We start from the raw sequence: 21176 nt of genomic DNA, 5'->3' as shown, positions 1-21176 counted from the left end.
AAACCTTTAATTTACTTTCGGAAAATTTTACCCTGCAACGCCGAAAATCATTGAAAAACAAATGAAGATTTAAACAAAAATCCATCTTTGGCCTCACGCAAAGATGCAAAGTTTAAAAACTTTTATAATCTTAGAGAAAAGTAGAGAAGAGTGGCTGGCACTATCATGCTTGAAGTAGGGAAAAAAAGAAAATCAATCAAAAATAGATATAAGTTTGGGTAATAATTGCTCAAAACGTTCCAAAGAAAAGCCCGCTTCAGATAAAGCATTCTTCCCTGTCGCAGGTTCTTTGATACTCTCAAAAAGCGCTTTATTGGGAATAACCAACATCCCGCCCATCTCAACATAACCGGCTTTAAACGCATTACCCATCAAGGCCTCCTGGCCGCGAGGAAAAAAAGCCTCGACCCAGCGCCCAGCGTGTTCCCAGCCAATAGTATTCAAAACAATTTTTTCTGATTGGAACTGCGCCAACACTTCGATTTTTTTATCCACCAACGGTTGAATCTGATCAGACTCAAGCAAAACCACATTGACCGGATAGCTGTCGTTCGCCCGAATAAGCTTCAAAGCAACACCGTTTTTATCCATCCTGGTCTCGGATATACTCAGCTTCCCCGCTTGGTACTGCCGAATGATCGGAAGATAATTTCTGGGAATCGCCTGCGTATGAAAATGATTCACCGAGGCACCGGCGCCTTTATCATTGTATCCCATGGCATAACCCAGTGAATAAAGCACTGCCTGCAATGCATGCATGTCCTCCATTTGAAAAGAGCACAACGTCTGATCAAAGTGGGTGCCGGTTGCAGGATTTTCATCCAAAGATGCAATGATCAAATGGCTGGGAACAATCGGTGCGGGTTGCACTAAAAGTCCGTACTGCCGTCCCGAGGGCGCCGCCCAGATTAAATAGTGCTCACTGGCGGGAAAAGTTTCCCAATCTAAAAAATCAGTTTTTTGGCCGGTTGTGGTTTTGGCCTTTTGCCCATCCGCATGCCGGTTGGCTGGATCACGGAAGGGATTGTATTGAAAAACCAGCTGGGGTGCTTCCGGAAACTGCTTGATCCGAATGGTCGCATCCCAAGGATCATATTTAATAAAATGGTTCTCCTCAGAAAAAATCAACAATGCATGCAGCATGGTCTCCAAAGAAAGCTTGGCCTCGGAAATGGCTTTAAGATTAAGTATCAGGGCACGGTGCGCGCGGATTAAATCCAGCGCAATTGCCAGCTCTGTGTCCTGATATTTATGATATGAATGACGGCCTGCATATTCGGCGAGGGTTTGAATAATCATGGAATCATTATCGGTAAAAAAACCATAAAAATAAATGGATATTTTAAAAAAAAATAAAATCTCAAAAGAACCTCACGCCAAGACGCAAAGATGCCAAGTAATACAAAAATAAAACATAAAAACCAATTAGAAACAATTATAAAATCCTGATGACTAATTAATATTGAAAAATGAATTTACATTTATTCTAAAAATATTTTCTTTGCAGCTTAGCGGCTTGGCGTGAGGTTTCTTTAGTTTTTAAATTTAATTTTTTCGAGGTACAGTCCGCAGGCGGGCGCGGTGGGGCCGGCTTTTTTCCGGTTGCGTGTCTGCAAAATTATTTTTACCTCTCCTGGCTTAAGCCGCCCTTTGCCCACTTCGACCAGTGTGCCCACCAGATTACGCACCATGTGATATAAAAAAGCATTACCAAAAAAACGCAGGGTCAGGACATAGCCTTTACGCGTGATACTGATTTTTTCGAGGTCGCGCGTCGCATGCTTGGAAGCACAACCGGAAGCGCGAAAAGATGAAAAATCATGCTTCCCAATCAAATGACGTACCGCACTTCGCATGGCTGCCAAATCAAGCCTTTGCATGACCTGCCACATCCGCTGGTGCTGCAAAGGAGATACGATGGGACGCTCATAAATAAGGTAGGCATAAATTTTTTGAATGGATTGCTTGCGCGGTTCCCAGTCAGGCGCAACCTTCTTTGCACTTAATACTTTCACGCTCACCGGCAGCGCGCTGTTAAGCGCCGGACCCAGTTTTTCTGCTGCAATGGCATAGGCCATATCAAAAATCGCCACTTGGGCTTTGGCATGCACACCGGCATCGGTCCGGCTGGCCACAGCCACACGGCAAGTTTCATGAAAGCGAAAGGTAATCGCCCGCTCCAAGGTGGATTGGACGGTTACTTTTTTTTTCTGGAACTGAAATCCCGCAAAAGCCGCGCCGTCATATTCCAACCAGATGGCATAGCGCTGCAAACCTGTTTTTTTCTGATACATGGTTTCCTCACTTGAAGATCAACATACACTTGTTTAGAATAGTATTATATATTTTTATTAAAAAACTACTTCTTTTCTTGTTTGCTTACATCAAACAACATACCTACTGGTGATCGTTTATTTTTCTCATCTTCTTCAACAAGTTTTTTAAACGATTTTGGAATATCTTTCAACTTCGGCGCATCCATAACCTGATTAGCAATAAACGCAGCAATTCCCCACACCGGCATTCCAGTGCATGCCGCTGTAACCGCCATCGATCCGGTAACAAACCAGGACCCTATATCTTTCCCTGCAAACTTCCACTTTTTTTCGCGCAATTCTCTGATCTTTTGCTTGTGATCTGCAAATGCAACTATTATATTTTCAAGTATTTTATCGCGGCTCTTATTAAAACTAGCTGGATTGATCCTAACGATTTCACCAATACCTTCAGTCAATGTATTTCTTATTTCATCTATCGCCCCTTGTTTTCTCATTTCGATTAAAGCATCAGGCGGAACATTCCCCAACCATTCCATTTGGTTATCTCCCAATCCTTGCAGCCCACGGACGACATGAAGATCTTTCAGTCCCGTTTTTTGCTCAACTCCATTTGAATCATATTCCATTTTCCACACAAAATATTTCCATGATGTTGGAGCATCTATTATAGGAGTCCCCTTCAGTTGACTAGCTTTAATCATCAATTCATTACTCACTGTCATCCTACCAATCGATTGCGCAGCAACTAATATTCCGGGATGTCTAGTTCCCAAAAGTTTCGCTTCACGACCATCCATAGCCCCTTCAATTTGACCTCTAATGTCAACATCCCATTCCGCATCAAATAAAACCCGAGTTTCATCTTTTATAGCGCCAATTACTGCATCTATAGTTCCCAACTTTTTTGCATATTCCATCAACTCAGCAGACGAGTTGAATTTTCTACCAAACACTTTATTTGCATGATTTAAAGAATCTGCTTCACTTATTTTTTGCACAAATTTCATTTCATCTTCACGCAAAACAGTAAAATCAGGCAAAACTACAACAATGGGCTGTTCAATCTCCAAACAAGCCATTTTCTTATATTGCAGTATATTCATCGCATGTTTCACAAGATAATATACTTTGTCTTCTCTAGATGAAGTACTAAAAATCAGGTGAGATCTTAAAAACGGATCAGGTAGTACAATCGTATCAATATATATCCCACACTTGGATGCAATATTACTACTTTGATCTGGAAATAAATCGCCCCCAAATATACCTTTAAGTTTACTATTGCTCATATCCTCAACATGCGCCTGAGCTATTTCTCCAGTCTGATCCCAAAACTCATTTATCATTTCAAGGAACCCATCCATACCACGCATGATCTCCTCAACACTATCTTGCTGTTGTATCAACGACATTCCAACACTGTGTGGATTCAACCCTTTTTTTATCATCACCTCATAAAAATGACAGAAATTTTTCTCGATAATTTCAAAGTATAAATTTTGTATCTCTGCTAAAGACATTGATTTTTTCATATCCTGTCTATCCTGCATTGCAGTTATTGCTAACGCCATAACTCTAACTCTACCGTCAACAGTTGCGAGATCGATTTCCCCATTAGTATCAACTCTAATCTTCAGCAGACTCTCTTCAATTTTCGGAAAAATACTCGCATCAATTTGAATATTTCCTTCTTCAAAATTTTTCATAAATATTTTTATTCGCCTACGCACTTCTTCGTCCCTAGCTTGTTTTTCATCTTCAGAATTTCCCATTAAGTTACCTCCTCTTATGCACTCCACCAAGCATCATTCTTAACACAAATGAATTCAAATCAATCTCCCATACTTAATATTTATTAACAATAAAAAAGGGGGCAGGTGACTAATCACCTGCCCCCGTGACTACATTTTTTGTTTACGCTTTGACTTTTGCCTTTCCCTTAATCAGCAATTCCGCTATCTGGACTGTGTTGGTCGCTGCACCTTTGCGCAATTGATCACCGGCCACCCATAGTGCCAAACCATTGGGGTGGGAAATGTCTTCGCGAATCCTCCCCACAAAAACATCATCCTGTCCCGAGGTATCCAAAGGCATGGGATAAATCAAACTGGCGGGATCATCCTTGACCTGTACACCCGGCGCTTTGGCCAACAATTCCCTGGCTTGCGCTGCGGTCAGTTTCTTCTCCGTTTCAATCTGAAGGCTTTCGGAATGCGAGGTGAATACCGGAACACGTACGCAGGTCGTGGAAATTTGAATGCTGTCATCATGCAGCATTTTACGGGTCTCGTTGAGCATTTTCATTTCCTCACGCGTATAGCCGTTATCCTGAAATGTATCTACATGCGGCAGCACATTGAAGGCAATCTGATGCGGATAAGCCTCATGCGTGATCGCTTCACCTGCCGCATACTGTTTGGTCTGTTGTTCAAGTTCCCGCATCGCCGCGACTCCGCTGCCGGAAACCGCCTGATAGGAGCTGCACACAATACGCTTAATCCGGGCGGCATCGTGCAGCGGTTTTAGCGCCACCAACATGATGATGGTCGTGCAATTGGGATTGGCGATCAAGCCCTGATGCAAAAAAGCATCTTCCGGATTGACCTCTGGAATCACCAGAGGAACATCGGGATCCATCCGAAAAGCACTGGTGTTGTCCACCATAACCGCACCGGCGGCTTTGACATGCGGCGCAAATTGCTTTGAAACCAATCCACCGGCCGAGGCCAACACAAAATCCAACCCTGCGAAAGAATCTTCCTTCATCTCCACCACAGTGACATCGTCGCCCTGAAAGTTGATTTTCTTACCTGCCGAACGGTGCGATGCCAAAGGCCGGAGCTCGCTAATCGGAAAATTGCGCTTGGCCAAAATATCCAGCATGACTGCCCCGACCGCACCGGTGGCACCCATCACACCTACACGATATTCCTTACTCATTTCCCACCCCTTCAATATCATTCTTTCACCGCAGAGACGCTGAAAGCGCAGAGTAAAACACAAGTCAAATCAGGATTAAAGACGTAAAAGCAAAGATAAAAACAAACTATAGCTTTTATCCTATCTTTTCTCTGCGTACTCTGCGTCTCTGCGGTGCCCGTCTTTTGGGTATACGGTGAATACTCTTTTATACCAACCCGGCGATGAAATCCCCGACTTCCTGAGTATTCATGCCCATGCGCCCGGCGGCCATACTTTTAAGTTTTCCGGATTCCAAGGCCTTGACAATCGCGCCTTCCATCGCCTGAGCCGCCTCCGCCTCACCCAGATGCTCCAGCATCAAAGCACCGGATGCAATGGCGGCCATGGGATTGATTTTCTTCTGACCGGTATATTTGGGTGCAGAACCGCCAATGGGTTCAAACATGGAAATACCCTCCGGATTGACATTGCCGCCGGCGGCAATCCCCATGCCGCCCTGGATCATCGCACCGAGATCGGTGATGATATCGCCAAACAGATTGGCGGTCACAATGGTTTCATACCATTCCGGATTTTTAACCATCCACATGGTGCAGGCATCCACATGGTTGTAATCACGCGCCACTTCAGGGAATTCTTTCTCACCCATTTCATGAAACGCCCGAAACCAGAGATCCCCTACATGAGTCAACACATTCATTTTATGCACCAGGGTCAACTGCTTTTTTTCACGCAACAGTGCACGCTTAAAAGCATACCGCAAACAACGATCTACTTCAGCACGTGAGTAGGTCATAACCTGAGTGGCGTATTCCAGCGGTGACCCTTTGTGCGCCGCACCGCCGGTGCCGGTATAAATACCCCCGCAATTTTCACGGATAATATCAAAATTGATGTCTTGGGGTCCCTTGTCCTTCAATGGCGTCTCAACATTGGGATAAAGTTTGACCGGCCGCAGGTTAACATATTGGTCAAAGTGAAAACGAATTTTGAGCAATATACCCACTTCCAGCGGGCCGGGTTTGACATCCGGATGCCCGATGGCGCCCAGATAAATGCTATCGACCTTACCCAGTTCTTCCAGGACTGAATCCGGAACCAACTCTCCGGTTTTCAGATAGCGGTCGCCGCCCAGATCATATTCAGTGTAATCAAATTTAAGGTCGAATTTTTTTCCAACCGCTTCTAAAACTTTTTTCCCTTCCACCAAAACTTCCGGCCCGGTACCATCTCCGGGCAACAATGCAATTTTATATGTCTTTGCCATAATTATCCTCCTAAAATATTTATCATCAATCCTGTAGGGGCACGGCGCGCGACCAACGGGAGTCCCATACGATCCCCTGATCCGGTCGGGGCCGTGCCCCTACAATTCATTTTTTTTCTTCATTTGGCGTTTAACCCAGGGCATAAGCCCGCCGGCCGAAACCAGCTCCTGCATAAATTTGGGTATCGGCTTCGCTTGATAAACTTTTTTGTTTTTCAAATTGGAAATCCGGCCGGTCCCGGCATCAATCGAAAGGGTTTCGCCGCCACGAATGGCCGCTGCTGCCGCCGGGCATTCCAAAATCGGTAACCCGATATTAAACGCATTGCGGTAAAAAATACGCGCAAAACTGTCAGCCATCACACAAGCAACACCGGCGGTCTTGATTGCCAAAGGCGCATGCTCGCGTGATGACCCGCAACCAAAATTTTTTCCCGCCACAATGATATCCCCGGGCTTCACCTTGATAGGAAAGTCTGCGTCTGCGTCTTCCATCACGTGCGCCGCCAATTCTTTGGCATCACTGGTATTCAAATAGCGGGCCGGAATAATCTCATCGGTATTAATATTTTTTCCGAATTTATATGCTTTGCCTCGAAACTTCATGTCAATTATCCTCTCGAATTAAAATCCTCACCGCAGAGGCGCTGAGAACGCAGAGTAAAACATAAATCAAACCGGGGTTAAAGGCTTAAAAACAAAAAAATATGATTTTTACTTTTATCCTATCTTTTCTCCGCGTACTCTGCGTCTCTGCGGTGAAAACAATTATTTTTTTTGTCCCTTTTGCCAATCCTTGCCGCGTACTTCCCAAGGTGCAGCCAGACGGCCTTTGATGGCGGATGCTGCCGCCACACCGGCAGAGGCCAAATAGACTTCACTCTTGGGATGTCCCATCCGCCCGACAAAATTACGGTTGGTCGTGGCCACGGCTCGTTCCCCTTTTGCCAGAATCCCCATATGACCGCCCAGACACGGACCACAGGTCGGCGGTGAAACAATACATCCGGCCTTGATAAAAATATCAAACAACCCCTCATCATTGGCCTGTTGCCAAATTCCAGGTGTCGCCGGAATAATCAAGGTTCGCACCCGCGGGCTGACTTTTCTGCCTTTGAGCAGTTTGGCCGCTTCCCGCATATCCTCAATCCGGCCATTGGTACAAGATCCGATGACCGCCTGGTCCAGCACAACCGAACGTACTTTGGAAACCGGCACCACATTGGACGGCAGGGACGGTTTGGCAACCACCGGTGTCATTTGAGAAACATCAAAAACCTCAATCTGTTCATACTCGGCATTGGGATCAGACGTATAATAACGCGGTTTACGCTGCGCCCGTTTATTTACATAGTCCCGGGTAATTTTATCCGGAACAATCAGTCCGGTCACCGCACCGGCCTCAATCGCCATATTGCTCATGGTCAAACGCCCTTCCATTGACAATGCTTCAATTGCCGAGCCGCTCATTTCCAAAACCCGGTAAGTGGCACCATCCACACCCAGACGCCCAATGGCCGTCAAAATCATATCCTTGGCCGTAACATCCTTGAGCAACTTACCGGAAAAAACCAGCTTGATGGTTGGCGGCACTTTGAACCAGGCTTTGCCGATCAACATGGCGGCTGCCAGATCGGTTGATCCAACACCGGTTGAAAATGAACCCAAAGCGCCATAGGTACAGGTATGCGAATCCGCGCCGATCATCAAATCGCCGGAAACCACCACACCTTGTTCCGGCAGCAAGGCATGTTCAACCCCGCATGTACCCTGATCCCAGTAATACAGTAATTTTTGTTCGCGGGCAAATTCCCTTAAAATCTTGGCCTGCTCAGCTGATTTGATATCCTTGTTCGGGGTAAAATGATCCGGGACCAGCGCAACTTTTTTCCGGTCAAAAACCTTTTTTCCACCGTTTTTATAAAAAGCCTGAATGGCCAACGGCGCGGTAATATCATTGCCCATACACAAATCCAGCTTGGCCAGAATAATATCCCCCGACGCTACTGTTTTCAACCCGGCTGCCCGGGCCAGAATTTTTTCACCAATTGTCATTGGTCTTGACATAAAGAACAACCCCTCTCGTATATCGTAGGGGCACGGCGCGCCGTGCCCCTACCGAATAAAACACCGAAAACAGGTAATCACAAACGTGCTTTAACAACCTTTTTCCGGCCCTTGGTCTGACTCATTGTCTGAGTTCGCGCCAAACCGGCCAGCCGGTTCATTGCATTGATGTAGGCTTTGGCGGAAGCAATAATAATATCCGTATGCGCACCGCGGCCGGAAACCGTCCTGCCCTGCGAGCTCATCTGCACCGTCACCTCGCCTTGTGCATCGGTCCCCCCGGTAATGGATTGAATCGCATAGCTTACCAGTTTGTGTTTTTTCCCAACCAATGCATCAATCGTTTGATAGACTGCATCCACCGGGCCGTCACCGGTCGCCGATCCAAAAAGAGGTACACCCTCCCGTGTCATGCGTACCGCCGCTGTGGGAATCATATTGCTGCCCGAAGTCGCCTGTACATGCTCCAATACATACACCTGTTTGGCGGCTCCGGTTTTATCATCCACCAAGGAAAGCAGATCCTCGTCAAAAACTTCTTTTTTCTTGTCCGCCAATTCCTTGAATTTCTCGAACATTTTACCCAATTCAGCACCTTCCGCAGGAAAACCCAATTCCTTCATCCGTTTACTCAGCGCATGACGTCCTGAATGTTTTCCCAAGACAAGCTGATTTTCTTTCAACCCGATATCCTTGGCATCCATGATCTCGTACGTCAGGCGCTGTTTGATAATGCCGTCCTGATGAATGCCGGCTTCATGGGCAAACGCATTGGCACCGACGATGGCTTTATTCCGCTGCACGGAAATTCCGGTGGCCGATGCCACCAAGCGAGATGCCCGGGAAATTTCCCGGGTGCGGATGTTGGTCTTCACACCATAATACTTAGAGCGGGTTTTGATGGCCATCGCAACTTCTTCCAACGCAGCATTCCCGGCACGTTCACCCAGACCATTGATGGTACATTCCACCTGACGGGCACCGGCCCGGATCGCGGCCAGTGAATTGGCAGTTCCCATTCCCAGGTCATCATGGCAGTGCACCGAGATGGTTGCCTTATTAATATTGGAAACCTTGGCATACAGTTCTTCAATAATATGCGCAAACTCACCCGGTGTGGTATATCCCACCGTATCCGGAATATTAACCGTGGTCGCACCGGCCCGAATCACCGCCTCGACAACCTCGATCAAAAACGGCATCTCGGTTCGGGAGGCATCCTCCGGTGAAAACTCCACATCTTTACACAAGGAACGTGCATAGTGGGTCATCTCCACGGCAATCTTCAAAACCTCTTGCGGCGTTTTTTTCAGTTTATATTTCATGTGCAGCGCCGACGTAGAAATAAATACATGGATACGCGGATGCTTCGCGCCCTTCAGCGCTTTCCAGGCCGCATCAATATCCGCTTTGTTGCAGCGGGCCAGACCGGCAACCACCGGTTGTTTCATTATTTTGGCAATCGTCTGCACCGCCTCGAAATCACCGGGTGAAGAGATGGGAAACCCTGCCTCAATAACATCAACATTCAAGGCTTCCAGCGCCTTGGCCACCTCAACTTTTTGCTTCACGTCCAAACTGGCTCCCGGCGATTGCTCACCGTCGCGTAATGTCGTATCAAAAATTTTAACAACATCAGGCATGGTTCCTACCTCCTTTCCGCGACCGTATTGGCGCGAGTATAATATAAATTGTCCCACCGCAAAGCAATGCCCAGACCGCCCAGACCGAAACCGGCGGTTGCAAAAATACCGCCATTACCAGAATCGTTGCCACAATAACAATGGCCGGCCGATCCGTCGGGTTGGGATAGGGGATGGTGCTCACGGTCAAAAAATTCAGTACAATCAAAGCGCTCAACAGCGCCACACGGTTCAATGCCGTCATATCCACCGGAACAAAAATCTGTGCCACCAACGCAATGAATGCCGCCGTAATCGTCACCGGAATGCCGATAAACCCATGCTTCACATGAATAGGGTTATACAATTTATACAGCGACAGCCTAATCAGGGCGGTAAAAATCACCAGAAAAAGCCCGAGCAATCCCAAGACGCCCCAACCCCGAAATGCCAGTTGATAAATCATCAAACTAGGCACAATGGCAAAACAAAAAATATCACTGAGCGTTGAAAATTCATCTTCCATGCTGCTGGGGCCGTTGGAAATTTTCCGAAAATAATATTCTGCGCCGGCAAACACCATCGCCGCCAGAATAATACGCCCGGCCAGCGCCAGTTTACTGTGAATGACCAAAATCAAAGCCAAAAACCCAAGAACAAACACAGTACCCATAAAAAAATACGGGACCCACTGGCGCCACGGCCGGGCAATTTCTTTCTTCGCAACCGTGGTTTTATTTTTAAAAACGCGTCTGCGTTTTACTTCTTTGACATCCACCCCATCATGCTCCGCAATTTTTTACCGACCACTTCAATGGGGTGTTCGGCTTCTTGCTTCAAAACCGCATTGTAAACCGGGCATCCGGCCTTATTTTCCAAAATCCACTCACGGGCAAATTCTCCGCTCTGGATCTCTTTCAGGATTTTTTTCATCTCCAGGCGGGTATCGTCTGTGATAATTCGCTTGCCCCGGGTAATGTCGCCGTATTTCGCAGTTTCAGAAATACTATAACGCATCCCGGCAATACCACCTTCATACATCAGATCGATGATCAACTTGAGTTCATGCAAACATTCATAATAAGCATTTTCCGGCTGATAACCGGCATCCACCAAGGTCTCATAACCGGCCTTGACCAATTCAGTCAATCCACCGCAAAGCACAACCTGTTCACCAAAAAGATCGGTCTCAGTCTCATCCCGGAAGGTGGTTTCCATGACACCGCCGCGGGTACACCCCACGCCTTTGGCATAGGCCAAAGCAATCTGCATGGCATTCCCGCTGGCGTTCTGCTCAACCGCAACCAAACCGGGGACACCCCCGCCTTCAGTAAACACGCGACGCACCATATGACCCGGACCTTTGGGCGCCACCATAAAAACGTCAACATTGGTCGGCGGCACGATTTGACTGTAATGAATATTAAAACCATGTGCAAACGCAATGGCGTTGCCTTTTTTCAAATTGGGTGCCACCGCAGTCTCATAGACCATGGCTTGCAATGGATCCGGTACTAAAATCATCATGATATCGGCGGCCTTACAAGCCTGATCAGCGCTCATCACTTTCAAACCGCTTTTTTCCGCAACTTTCCAGGCATTGGAATCTTTCAACTCACCGACCACAACATTCACCTTTGAATCTTTCAAATTCAAAGCATGGGCATGACCCTGACTGCCGTAGCCGAGAATTGCAACCGTCTTGCCCTTCAATGCTTTCAAATCAGCATCCTTCTCAAAATACATCTTCGCCATCTTATTCACTCCTCCTTGTTTTTTCACCACAATTTCAGGCATCGCTACCCTGGTATTTTTTACAACGCGTTGTACTGCCGGTTTTGAAGCCGCTTTTTTGACAACCTTTTTTACAACCGTTTTTTTGCTGCTTTTGGATTGACTGACTTTCTTTTCCACTACTTTTTTCTTAATCTTTTTTTTTGGCATTGGCTTATTTCCTTTTCTTGTTTCCCCGGGCAGTCGCCACGGTTCCGGTCCGAATAATTTCCCGAATACCAAAAGGCTGGAGCAACTCAATAAACGCATTTACTTTATCGGCTGTTCCGGTAATTTCCAAAATATAGGCACGATCCGAAACATCCACAATTTTCGCACGAAAAATCTCGGTCAATTGTGTCACTTCCGAGCGCTGCTGAACTTCGGCCTGTACTTTGATCAATGCCAGTTCCCGCTCCAAGTGGGCCTCAGCAGTATAATCATATACCTTGATCACATCCACCAACTTATTCAACTGTTTGGTGATCTGTTCCAAAATAGCATCATCACCCGTCACCACAATAGTCATACGCGAGATTGTGTCATCCTCGGTTTCTCCTACCGTCAGACTGGTAATGTTAAAGCCACGCCCGGAAAACAATCCAGCCACGCGTGCCAGCACACCGGGTTTATTCTCTACTAAAACAGATAATGTATGTCTCATAATAAAATCTCCTGAATATATTCTTTTGTAGGGAACGGTCGCGACCGTTCCCTACAAAAATTTCATGCCAGTTCGCCTATCATCTCATGTATAGGAGCTCCAGCCGGGACCATCGGCCAAACATTTTCTTCCGGCGACACATGAAAATCAACCAAAACCGGTCCTTCGGTTGCAAACGCCTGTTTGAGGGTTTCCTCTATCTTGGCGGTTTCAGTTACACGTAATCCAACTGCGCCAAAGGCCTCTGCCAATTTAACGAAATCAACCGAATTCTGAATTGGCGTCGATGAATAGCGCTTGCCATGAAAAAGCTCCTGCCACTGCCGCACCATTCCTAAAAAACCGTTGTTCAACAAAATAATTTTGACCGGTAATTTATTAATCACCGCAGTGGCCAATTCCTGAAGATTCATCTGAAAACTGCCGTCACCCGTGATAACTGCCACTGGTTTACCCGGCAGTCCCATTTGAGCGCCGATGGCTGCCGGGAAACCGTATCCCATCGTTCCCAACCCACCGGATGACGCCCATTGCCGGGGACGGTCAAATTTATAAAATTGCGCCGCCCACATCTGATGCTGCCCCACATCCGTGGCTACAAACAAATCAGTCCCCTTGAGCTGATAGAGGGTCTCTATGACCTGCTGCGGTTTTAACTCAGTGGTTTTTTTATCATATGTCAGCGGATATTTTTCCATCCATTCATTCACTTGCTTCCACCAATCATCATTTTTGCGGGATTTAACTTCCTTGATTAATGCCTGCAACGACACCTTGGCATCACCCACAATGGGAACATCCACGCTAATCACTTTGGAAATACTTGCCGGATCCACATCCACATGAATAATCCGGGCGTTGGGTGCAAAATGATCAACCCGGCCGGTCACCCGGTCATCGAAACGCGCACCCACAGCGATAATCAAGTCACTTTGCTGAATGGCGTAGTTTGCCGTCCGCGTACCGTGCATCCCCAGCATGCCGATAAATTGATCATGAGTTCCGGGGAAAGCGCCCAAACCCATCAAGGTCAATGTCACTGGTGTATCTGTTTTTTCAGCCAAAATTTTCAGTTCTTCCGCAGCATTGGCCAACAGCACACCGCCGCCGGCATAAATCATCGGCCGCTTGGCTTCCTCAATGAGCACCGCCGCCTTTTTAATCTGATTGGCATGCGGGGTCAAATTAGGCCGGTAGCTCCGAATATCCACTTTGGCTTCAAAGTCAGGAATACAACTTGCCGTGGTAATGTCCTTGGGTATATCAACCAACACCGGACCCGGACGGCCTGTCGCTGCAATATAAAATGCCTCGGCAATGGTTCGGGCAATATCTTTTACATCCTTGATTAAAAAATTGTGCTTGGTGATCGGACGGGTAATTCCTGTGATATCCACTTCCTGAAAAGCATCATTGCCGATCAGCGGAGATGCCACCTGTCCGGTGAAAACCACCATCGGGATGGAATCCATATGTGCGGTTGCAATCCCGGTCACTAAATTAGTCGCCCCTGGACCTGATGTTGCCAGACATACACCCACCTCACCTGTCGCGCGGGCGTATCCGTCCGCCATATGCGCCGCACCTTGTTCATGCCGCGGCAGGATCACCCGCAAATCCGAACTATACAGCGCATCAAAAATCGGAAGCAGCACACCTCCCGGATATCCAAAAAGTGCGCCCACCTTGTGGCGGCGCAAACTCTCAACAAATATTTCCGCTCCTGTCATTTCCTTACTCATAAGTCTCCCTCCCCTGGCTTCCATCATTAATAATTACTCGCCGGTTGCCAGGACGTCGCCCAACAATGTTTTTATTTAACTCGTATGGGCTCCGCAAAATATTTTCCTGTAGGGAACGGTCAGCTTGCCTGGCGAATGCCGGGCGACCGTTCCCTACGATATAATTATTTCAATACTGCGCCGGTGCTCCCGGAGGTTACAAGCCGGGCGTAACGCCCCAACACCCCCTTGTGTTTTTTCGACGGCCGAGGTCGAAACGCCGCCATTCTTTTTTCAAATTCCGTATCCGAAATCATAAGATGAATTTTCTTTTTCGGAATATCAATCTCAAGTTTATCATTTTCCCGAATAATACCAATCGGTCCACCGGAAGCCGCTTCCGGCGAAATATGACCAATCGCAGCCCCGCGTGTCCCACCGGAAAAACGACCATCCGTAATCAGCGCAACATGTTTATCCAATCCCATCCCTGCAATCGAACTGGTGGGCGAAAGCATTTCGCGCATCCCCGGGCCGCCCTTAGGACCTTCATAGCGGATCACCACGACATCGCGTTTACGGATTTCCCCATTCATAATCGCTTTGAAGGCGGTTTCTTCACTTTCAAATACCCGCGCCCGGCTAATGGAATGAAGCATTTCAGGCGCCACGGCTGATTGTTTGACCACACCGCCTTCCGGTGCAATATTGCCGCGAAGAATCGCCAAGCCGCCAGTTTTGTGATACGGCTTGGTGAACGGCCGGATCACGTCCGTATCCAAAACAAACACATCCTTTAAATTCTCCGCCACGGTCCGGCCGGAAACAGTGGGTAGTTTGGTATGAATCAAACCCTTGCCGGCCAGTACTTTCATCACTGCCGGAACACCACCGGCGCGGTGAATATCCACCATAAAATGGTCCCCGCCGGGGCTGACATTACATAGATGCGGTGTTTTTTTCGAAATTTCATTAAATATTTCCAGATCAAGCTCAATGCCGACTTCATGCGCAATCGCCGGCAAATGCAGGACAGTATTGGTGGAACCGCCCATCGCCACATCCACGGCAATCGCATTGCGAAACGCATTCATCGTCAATAACTTACTGGGTATCATTTTTTTTCGTACAACATCCATTATTTTTTTCCCAGCCAGCTTTGCCAGGCGTATTCTTTCCGAAGAAATCGCCGGTGTTGAACCATTGCCGGGCAGTGCAATCCCGAGTGCTTCCGCCATGCAATTCATCGTATTGGCGGTAAACAATCCTGCGCAGGAACCGCAGGTCGGACACGCAGCATCCTCCATGGCTAAAAATTCTTTTTCCGAAATCTTACCGGCATGGGCCTGGGCCATGCCTTCAAACGGTCCTTTAATCAAATCAATTCTTTTACCCTTGTATTCTCCGGGCAACATAGGTCCCCCGGAGACCAAAACTGCAGGAATATCCAAACGCGCCGCCGCCATCATCATCCCCGGAATAATTTTATCACAATTGGGCATGAGCACCAGTCCATCAAATGGCGTTCCCATCGCTGTAGCTTCTACCGAATCGGCAATGATTTCACGAGAAACCAAGGAGTACTTCATGCCCTCATGGTTCATGGCAATGCCGTCACAAATGCCGATGGTATTAAATTCCATGGGCGTTCCGCCGGCCATACGAATCCCGGTTTTAACCGCTTCAACCAATGTCTTCAAATGGATGTGGCCCGGAATAATTTCATTAAAAGAATTTGCAATCCCGATAATCGGTTTTTGCAACTCTTCATCTGTATAACCAATGGCTTTAAACAAGGACCGGTGCGGCGATTTAGCTACACCCTTTTTCATAACATCACTTCGCATCTGTCCACCACTCCTTTTTCTATTAAATCACGCCTGACCTAACAAAGAGCAATTACCCGAAAAAGCTTTTTTCCAAGGCAATTTTCCTGTTATTTCCTCTCCTAAAAACCCTGATAAACATGCTGATTGACGGATATTTTTTTCAGGAAATTAACATGATATAATAAGCGTATTTTTATGAATGTCAACTAATTATTTACTTGTTTCTGTAATTCAGTGACACGAAAAAACACCAAATTCAACCTAACAAACCACGCTAAAAAGATGTTATTCATAAAAACACTTTTGAAACAACACTTTTTCTATTATTTCAATAAAATCGTCTTCTAAAAAATATGCTGAAATGCATCTTTCAGCTTAAACTGGAAGAAAAAACCAGCTCAGCTGCCGCTGGAACGCAAGGTCGCAAAAGTTACCAGATTGTCATTGGTTTTTCTCAATCGCGTAGAAAGCGTATTGATCAAATTAATGGTCACTTTGAGTCCTAAGGCCGGTTGTTCCTCTGCGAGCGCCATAAATTCATTTTTAAAAATGGTTAATGTTGATGTGTTTTCAGTGGCCACCACACTGGCGGAATACGGATGGCCGTCAAATAGAGACATCTCCCCAAAAACGGCGCCTTCATTGAGCACTGCCAATGGCTTGTCCGGGCCATTGGGCATTTTTTTTCGAACTTCAACGCGTCCTTCTAAAATGACATGCATCATCCCGCCGGATGCATTCTCCCGAACAATCACACCTTCTGCTTTATATTCTTTTTGTTGCGCCCGTCTCACCACACTGGCCAACTCGGTGTCAGATAGTTCACTAAAAATCTCGATATTTCTAATAGTATCTAAATTACGCATATTGAAATCACCCTCCTTACCAAGTATCGTGGTTCCCGCCCAACGACTAAAACAGTTTCGTTCACGGGATGGTCAATTTTACCGTTTTTTTCAAAATCGTCCATGGTTTATTTAATTTTTTCCAGCAATACGGCTGCATTGCCGAAAAAAATCCGCTGTTTTTCCATCTCTGATAATGGCAAAGACTCCAGGTGCTGAACATGTTGGCCTTGATCACCCCAAGGTGCATCAGAGCCAAACAAAATTTTATCACACCCATGCGCCTGGATGATCTCATAGGCTTCCGGCAAGGGTGTTTTCCCAAAACAATAGGCCGTATCAAGCCAAACGTTTTGGTTCACTAAATATTTCATAACCTGATCCCACAAACCATAGCCGCCCAAATGCGCAGCAATAACGGTTAATCCCGGGAAACTTTTAAGTACCTGAAAAATCCTTTCCGGTGTCGCCTTGACCGGCGGATGAAATCCCAAATCCATGCCGGCATGCAAAAGCAGCATGCATTTCGCCTGCTCCAAAGCACAGTATATTTTTTCCATCCGATCCTCATCCGGATGAAAATTCTGATATTCCGGATGCATCTTGACGCCCGGCAGATGGTTTTCTTTTATAAATGCAACTTCCGTTTTCACTGCCTGCGTGTCCATCTCCGGGTGCAGCGAACCAAACGCCCGGATACCTGATTCCCGGTTTAAGTGGGAACTCCATTGATTGATCGGGCGCACCTGCGACACTTTGGTGGCAACCGGTTGGATAACAGACTGCGTGACACCACACCCTCGCATCATTGCTTTAAGCCCGGACACGGTCCCGTCAAAACATGCCTGAAAACCGCACGACTGTGTCAGTTCTGAAATCACCTGCGCAGCCAAGTTATCGGGATAAACATGTACATGAAAATCTATGACTGGGGACATGCTCGTTACCTCAAAAAATCAAATTAATAGTGTCATTGCAGGCGACCACCCGGGAGTGAAGCGTTCTCTAAAAATCGGGATAATTACAATGTTTCCGCTTTAATTCCCCCATATATTCAAATACTCATTCTAATCTCGCCAAAGACCTTTCGCAACTACTCTTTCGTTTCCTAACTATCTAGACATAGTTATATAGTCTTTACTACTTAACCTTTTTTATTTTCAATTCCTTTTACAAGTCCGGTTATCATCTTTCCTATTTCATCCAAATCATTTCGGAACCGTTTATACATTTCTTCTGTTATCAATCCTTTCTGAAAACCCACTTCAATAATCGGAACACATTCCAGCGCTGAGCTGCGGGCGATCCAAAAAAACTGGCGCCGGTCGTTCGGATGCCAACGTCCGTTGCCTTCTGCAAGATTCGTCGGAATAGAAAGTGCGGCACGATCCAACTGGTCAGTAAGGTAATAATTACCGCGCGGGAAAGTGTCCGTGAGTTTGGAAACAGCAATGGAAAAAGCGATGGCTTTTTGATAGACGACGAGATTTTCAAAGAGAAAGGGCATACCTGACACCTCGGCTGATTTGATGATCTTATCCGATTAGACAAAGGTGGCAAAAAATAATTGCATACTTTCTTAAAGAAAACTCGACAGTATATAAACAACCGAGGGATAGAGAAATAAAAAAACAAACTTCTGAGAATAAACAACAGACAATAGACCGCAATGAATTTCTATTGTTTGTTGTCTATTGTTCCATTGCTCTGAAAATTTTGCTGGCAAAATTTTCTGGTGGAGCTGAGGGGGCTCGAACCCCTGACCTTCTGCATGCCATGCAGACGCGCTCCCAGCTGCGCCACAGCCCCATTACGTTGATAACAAATAATTCCAGCATTTATAAAAACAGAAGAAAAAAATAGCCTACCTTCCTCACGATGTCAAGTTATTTCCCTGCTGCGGCCTCCATGCTCAATTTCTGCCTGGCAACCTCCGACCAATAGCTGCCCGGATCATTTTCTTTTTCAGAAAAATATATTTCTTGGGCCTTGGCTTTCCGGCCCAGGCCGCTGTAACAGCGAGCCATACCCATTTTCACCGACCGTTGATTAAAATAGACAGGTTCACCGTCAACCAGCTCCTGATAAATCCCCAGAGCATCTTCCCACTTGCCAAGATTTTCATAACAGGCCGCGATTTTTTCTTTCAGCGTCCCTTGCGTTGCAAAATCCTTGGTTTGCAGCAAGACCGCCTGATAAATATCCCGCGCCTTTTCATAGTCCTTTAAATAATAGGTCGCATCCGCTTCACCCAGCATGGCCACGCGGGCGGCACGGGTATTTTTATAGGTCGCTGATATTTCCGTGAAGGTTTGCCGGACTTTTGTGTACTTCTCCTCAAGTGTGCGAAAAACTTCGCGGTTGGGATCACCCATCCCGTCAGCAATCGGCTGTAGAGTGTAACCCACCGCCCGATTCAACAAACTGCCGGCACGGCGTTCATTCTCCTGGCGATTATTAAAATAAAGCGGAACCAGAACAATCACTACAATTAAAAGAATTGCCGCAATTAAAATATTTTCCGTATGACTGCGAACATACACCGCGCTTTTATCAATCAAGTCCCGCAGTTCATCTTTTTTGATGCTCTTGCGTATCTGTTTGTGCGAATAACGTTTTTTGGCCATTTTTCCAGTTCCCCTTCTTTATTTCCGCAGCGTCATTGACGCGCGCGTTTACAAATTTTAAGTGCGTTGGCCTGTAAAACTTTTACTGCGGAAACCGGCAAGCCGGCACCGGCAACAACTTTCCCCAGCAATGCCTTACTGTGTAAATCCTGCGGTGCATGTGTATCGCTATTGATTACCAGATCACACTTTGCCTGCAAAGCAATCTTGGCCACATGCCCATTGGCAAGCGAGTGACCTCCCCGCGAGGTTAATTCCAATGCCACACCTTTTTGCTTCGCCAATCGCGCCTCAGCCAATGTAATTAATCCTGGATGGGCCACAATATCAGCGCCTGCCATAATGGCCGCCCGATTGGTCCCCGCCGCCACCGGTTCAACCGGTGTCTCGCCATGCACCACAATAATCTCCGCACCCAGACTCCGAGCCGCCTTAATGAGTCCGGAAATTTGCTTTGGCGGTACATGCGTCAGTTCCACCCCGGCAAGCACTAACATATTGTACCCCATCGTAAGTGCCTTGGCCGCCGCTGCCATCTGAGGTACCAACTCTTCAATATTGGACTGATCAACGTGGTCTGTTATCGCCATAGCTTGGTAACCGGCAACCTTGGCCCTTCGGACCAACTCTGCCGGCAGTAAAACACCATCCGAATGAAATGTATGCATATGCAGATCTATCATAAAACCCTCGCTTCAAAAAAATTGCATGTGTACCAAAAAAAGATAGCATGTTTTTTTAAAAAAGTCATGATTTTCACATAGTAGAGGCGATTCACTTGTGCCCATTTCCGGGTATGAATCGCCTCCAAATAACCTGATACGCAATTGCCCTGTCCCGCACCTTCTTGGTGCTGTTTCAAATTCATGAACAGCTGAACATTAGAGCAACAGACCGCTTCCTCGCCTTTGCTGATCTGCTGATCCATTGCTCGGCTGCTCAGTCCCGCACCTTCGGTGCTGTTTCAAATTCATGAACAGCTGAACATTAGAGCAACAGACCGCTTCCTCGCCTTTGCTGATCTGCTGATCCATTGCTCGGCTGCTCAGTCCCGCACCTTCGGTGCTGTTTCAAATTCATGAACAGCTGAACATTAGAGCAACAGACCGCTTCCTCGCCTTTGCTGATCTGCTGATCCATTGCTCGGCTGCTCTGCCATGCACCTTCTTGGTGCTGCTTCAAATTCATGAGCAGCTGAACATTAGAGCAATAGACCGCTTCCTCGCCTTTGCTGATCTGCTGATCCATTGCTCGGCTGCTCTGTCCCGCACCTTCGGTGCTGTTTCAAATTCGTGAGCAGCTGAACATTAGAGCAATAGACCGCTTCCTCGCCTTTGCTGATCTGCTGATCTGTTGCTCGGCTGCTCTGTCCCGCACCTTCGGTGCTGTTTCAAATTCGTGAGCAGCTGAACATTAGAGCAATAGACCGCTTCCTCGCCTTTGCTGATCTGCTGATCTGTTGCTCGGCTGCTCTGTCCCGCACCTTCGGTGCTGTTTCAAATTCGTGAGCAGCTGAACATTAGAGCAATAGACCGCTTCCTCGCCTTTGCTGATCTGCTG

Annotated in this window: 19 protein-coding genes and 1 tRNA gene; all 20 read right to left on the bottom strand. The window is 46.8% G+C overall.

Going from position 1 to position 21176, the window contains the following annotated elements; translation table 11 throughout:
* Positions 1–192 precede the first annotated feature (192 nt).
* Positions 193–1299 carry a DUF4922 domain-containing protein gene (locus K8S19_01605; GenBank protein ID MCD4812380.1) on the bottom strand — a complete coding sequence of 369 codons (1107 nt, stop codon included), beginning with the start codon at positions 1297–1299 and terminating at the stop codon, positions 193–195.
* A gap of 233 nt (positions 1300–1532) precedes the next feature.
* On the bottom strand, positions 1533–2294 hold the full coding sequence (gene truA, locus K8S19_01600; protein MCD4812379.1) for a tRNA pseudouridine(38-40) synthase TruA: 762 nt from the start codon (positions 2292–2294) through the stop codon (positions 1533–1535).
* Positions 2295–2359: 65 nt separating this feature from the next.
* Positions 2360–4051 carry a hypothetical protein gene (locus tag K8S19_01595; GenBank protein ID MCD4812378.1) on the bottom strand — a complete coding sequence of 564 codons (1692 nt, stop codon included), beginning with the start codon at positions 4049–4051 and terminating at the stop codon, positions 2360–2362.
* Positions 4052–4193: 142 nt separating this feature from the next.
* A complete protein-coding gene (locus tag K8S19_01590) occupies positions 4194–5219 on the bottom strand; it encodes an aspartate-semialdehyde dehydrogenase (GenBank protein MCD4812377.1) in 1026 nt (341 codons plus the stop codon).
* A gap of 187 nt (positions 5220–5406) precedes the next feature.
* The gene (locus K8S19_01585; protein MCD4812376.1) at positions 5407–6468 is read right to left on the bottom strand and encodes a 3-isopropylmalate dehydrogenase; all 1062 of its coding nucleotides are present in this window, start codon (positions 6466–6468) and stop codon (positions 5407–5409) included.
* A gap of 99 nt (positions 6469–6567) precedes the next feature.
* A complete protein-coding gene (locus tag K8S19_01580; GenBank protein ID MCD4812375.1) occupies positions 6568–7074 on the bottom strand; it encodes a 3-isopropylmalate dehydratase small subunit in 507 nt (168 codons plus the stop codon).
* A 162-nt stretch (positions 7075–7236) separates the two neighbouring features.
* Entirely contained in the window at positions 7237–8523 is a 1287-nt protein-coding gene (gene leuC / locus K8S19_01575; GenBank protein ID MCD4812374.1) for a 3-isopropylmalate dehydratase large subunit, read from the bottom strand.
* A gap of 89 nt (positions 8524–8612) precedes the next feature.
* Complete coding sequence (locus K8S19_01570) at positions 8613–10178, bottom strand: 2-isopropylmalate synthase (protein MCD4812373.1); 1566 nt, start codon at positions 10176–10178, stop codon at positions 8613–8615.
* Entirely contained in the window at positions 10171–10935 is a 765-nt protein-coding gene (locus K8S19_01565; protein MCD4812372.1) for a hypothetical protein, read from the bottom strand. The genes K8S19_01570 and K8S19_01565 overlap by 8 nt, the downstream gene beginning before the upstream one ends.
* Positions 10917–11912 carry a ketol-acid reductoisomerase gene (ilvC, locus tag K8S19_01560; protein ID MCD4812371.1) on the bottom strand — a complete coding sequence of 332 codons (996 nt, stop codon included), beginning with the start codon at positions 11910–11912 and terminating at the stop codon, positions 10917–10919. The genes K8S19_01565 and ilvC overlap by 19 nt, the downstream gene beginning before the upstream one ends.
* Before the next feature lie 193 nt (positions 11913–12105).
* Complete coding sequence (gene ilvN, locus K8S19_01555; protein MCD4812370.1) at positions 12106–12594, bottom strand: acetolactate synthase small subunit; 489 nt, start codon at positions 12592–12594, stop codon at positions 12106–12108.
* A gap of 62 nt (positions 12595–12656) precedes the next feature.
* Positions 12657–14336: a biosynthetic-type acetolactate synthase large subunit gene (ilvB, locus tag K8S19_01550; GenBank protein MCD4812369.1), complete on the bottom strand. Its 1680-nt coding sequence runs from the start codon at positions 14334–14336 to the stop codon at positions 12657–12659.
* A 164-nt stretch (positions 14337–14500) separates the two neighbouring features.
* Positions 14501–16162, bottom strand: a complete 1662-nt coding sequence (gene ilvD / locus K8S19_01545; protein MCD4812368.1) for a dihydroxy-acid dehydratase — start codon at positions 16160–16162, stop codon at positions 14501–14503.
* 380 nt (positions 16163–16542) lie between these two features.
* Positions 16543–17010, bottom strand: coding sequence for a cyclic nucleotide-binding domain-containing protein (locus K8S19_01540; GenBank protein ID MCD4812367.1), 468 nt, complete (start codon positions 17008–17010; stop codon positions 16543–16545).
* A 107-nt stretch (positions 17011–17117) separates the two neighbouring features.
* Positions 17118–17927 (bottom strand): amidohydrolase family protein, encoded by an 810-nt coding sequence (locus K8S19_01535; GenBank protein MCD4812366.1) that lies wholly within the window; start codon positions 17925–17927, stop codon positions 17118–17120.
* A gap of 206 nt (positions 17928–18133) precedes the next feature.
* Positions 18134–18496, bottom strand: coding sequence for a four helix bundle protein (locus K8S19_01530; GenBank protein MCD4812365.1), 363 nt, complete (start codon positions 18494–18496; stop codon positions 18134–18136).
* A 226-nt stretch (positions 18497–18722) separates the two neighbouring features.
* Positions 18723–18798, bottom strand: a tRNA-Ala gene (locus tag K8S19_01525).
* A gap of 77 nt (positions 18799–18875) precedes the next feature.
* Positions 18876–19616, bottom strand: coding sequence for a tetratricopeptide repeat protein (locus K8S19_01520; GenBank protein MCD4812364.1), 741 nt, complete (start codon positions 19614–19616; stop codon positions 18876–18878).
* A gap of 32 nt (positions 19617–19648) precedes the next feature.
* Positions 19649–20299, bottom strand: a complete 651-nt coding sequence (locus tag K8S19_01515; GenBank protein MCD4812363.1) for a histidinol phosphate phosphatase domain-containing protein — start codon at positions 20297–20299, stop codon at positions 19649–19651.
* Between the two features lie 304 nt (positions 20300–20603).
* Positions 20604–20864 (bottom strand): hypothetical protein, encoded by a 261-nt coding sequence (locus tag K8S19_01510; protein MCD4812362.1) that lies wholly within the window; start codon positions 20862–20864, stop codon positions 20604–20606.
* Positions 20865–21176: the final 312 nt, after the last annotated feature.

The organism is bacterium (assembly GCA_021108215.1).
Lineage (GTDB): Bacteria > Oederibacteriota > JAAXVQ01 > JAAXVQ01 > JAUVAV01 > JAIORK01.
This window is presented reverse-complemented; position numbering and strand designations above follow the sequence as displayed.

Excerpts from the sequence above, each read along its gene's own strand:
- K8S19_01605 (MCD4812380.1), bottom strand. The coding sequence starts at position 1,299 with ATGATTATTCAAACCCTCGCCGAATATGCAGGCCGTCATTCATATCAT.
- truA (MCD4812379.1), bottom strand. The coding sequence starts at position 2,294 with ATGTATCAGAAAAAAACAGGTTTGCAGCGCTATGCCATCTGGTTGGAA.
- K8S19_01595 (MCD4812378.1), bottom strand. The coding sequence starts at position 4,051 with ATGGGAAATTCTGAAGATGAAAAACAAGCTAGGGACGAAGAAGTGCGT.
- K8S19_01590 (MCD4812377.1), bottom strand. The coding sequence starts at position 5,219 with ATGAGTAAGGAATATCGTGTAGGTGTGATGGGTGCCACCGGTGCGGTC.
- K8S19_01585 (MCD4812376.1), bottom strand. The coding sequence starts at position 6,468 with ATGGCAAAGACATATAAAATTGCATTGTTGCCCGGAGATGGTACCGGG.
- K8S19_01580 (MCD4812375.1), bottom strand. The coding sequence starts at position 7,074 with ATGAAGTTTCGAGGCAAAGCATATAAATTCGGAAAAAATATTAATACC.
- leuC (MCD4812374.1), bottom strand. The coding sequence starts at position 8,523 with ATGACAATTGGTGAAAAAATTCTGGCCCGGGCAGCCGGGTTGAAAACA.
- K8S19_01570 (MCD4812373.1), bottom strand. The coding sequence starts at position 10,178 with ATGCCTGATGTTGTTAAAATTTTTGATACGACATTACGCGACGGTGAG.
- ilvC (MCD4812371.1), bottom strand. The coding sequence starts at position 11,912 with ATGGCGAAGATGTATTTTGAGAAGGATGCTGATTTGAAAGCATTGAAG.
- ilvN (MCD4812370.1), bottom strand. The coding sequence starts at position 12,594 with ATGAGACATACATTATCTGTTTTAGTAGAGAATAAACCCGGTGTGCTG.
- ilvB (MCD4812369.1), bottom strand. The coding sequence starts at position 14,336 with ATGAGTAAGGAAATGACAGGAGCGGAAATATTTGTTGAGAGTTTGCGC.
- ilvD (MCD4812368.1), bottom strand. The coding sequence starts at position 16,162 with ATGCGAAGTGATGTTATGAAAAAGGGTGTAGCTAAATCGCCGCACCGG.
- K8S19_01540 (MCD4812367.1), bottom strand. The coding sequence starts at position 17,010 with ATGCGTAATTTAGATACTATTAGAAATATCGAGATTTTTAGTGAACTA.
- K8S19_01535 (MCD4812366.1), bottom strand. The coding sequence starts at position 17,927 with ATGTCCCCAGTCATAGATTTTCATGTACATGTTTATCCCGATAACTTG.
- K8S19_01530 (MCD4812365.1), bottom strand. The coding sequence starts at position 18,496 with ATGCCCTTTCTCTTTGAAAATCTCGTCGTCTATCAAAAAGCCATCGCT.
- K8S19_01520 (MCD4812364.1), bottom strand. The coding sequence starts at position 19,616 with ATGGCCAAAAAACGTTATTCGCACAAACAGATACGCAAGAGCATCAAA.
- K8S19_01515 (MCD4812363.1), bottom strand. The coding sequence starts at position 20,299 with ATGATAGATCTGCATATGCATACATTTCATTCGGATGGTGTTTTACTG.
- K8S19_01510 (MCD4812362.1), bottom strand. The coding sequence starts at position 20,864 with ATGGATCAGCAGATCAGCAAAGGCGAGGAAGCGGTCTATTGCTCTAAT.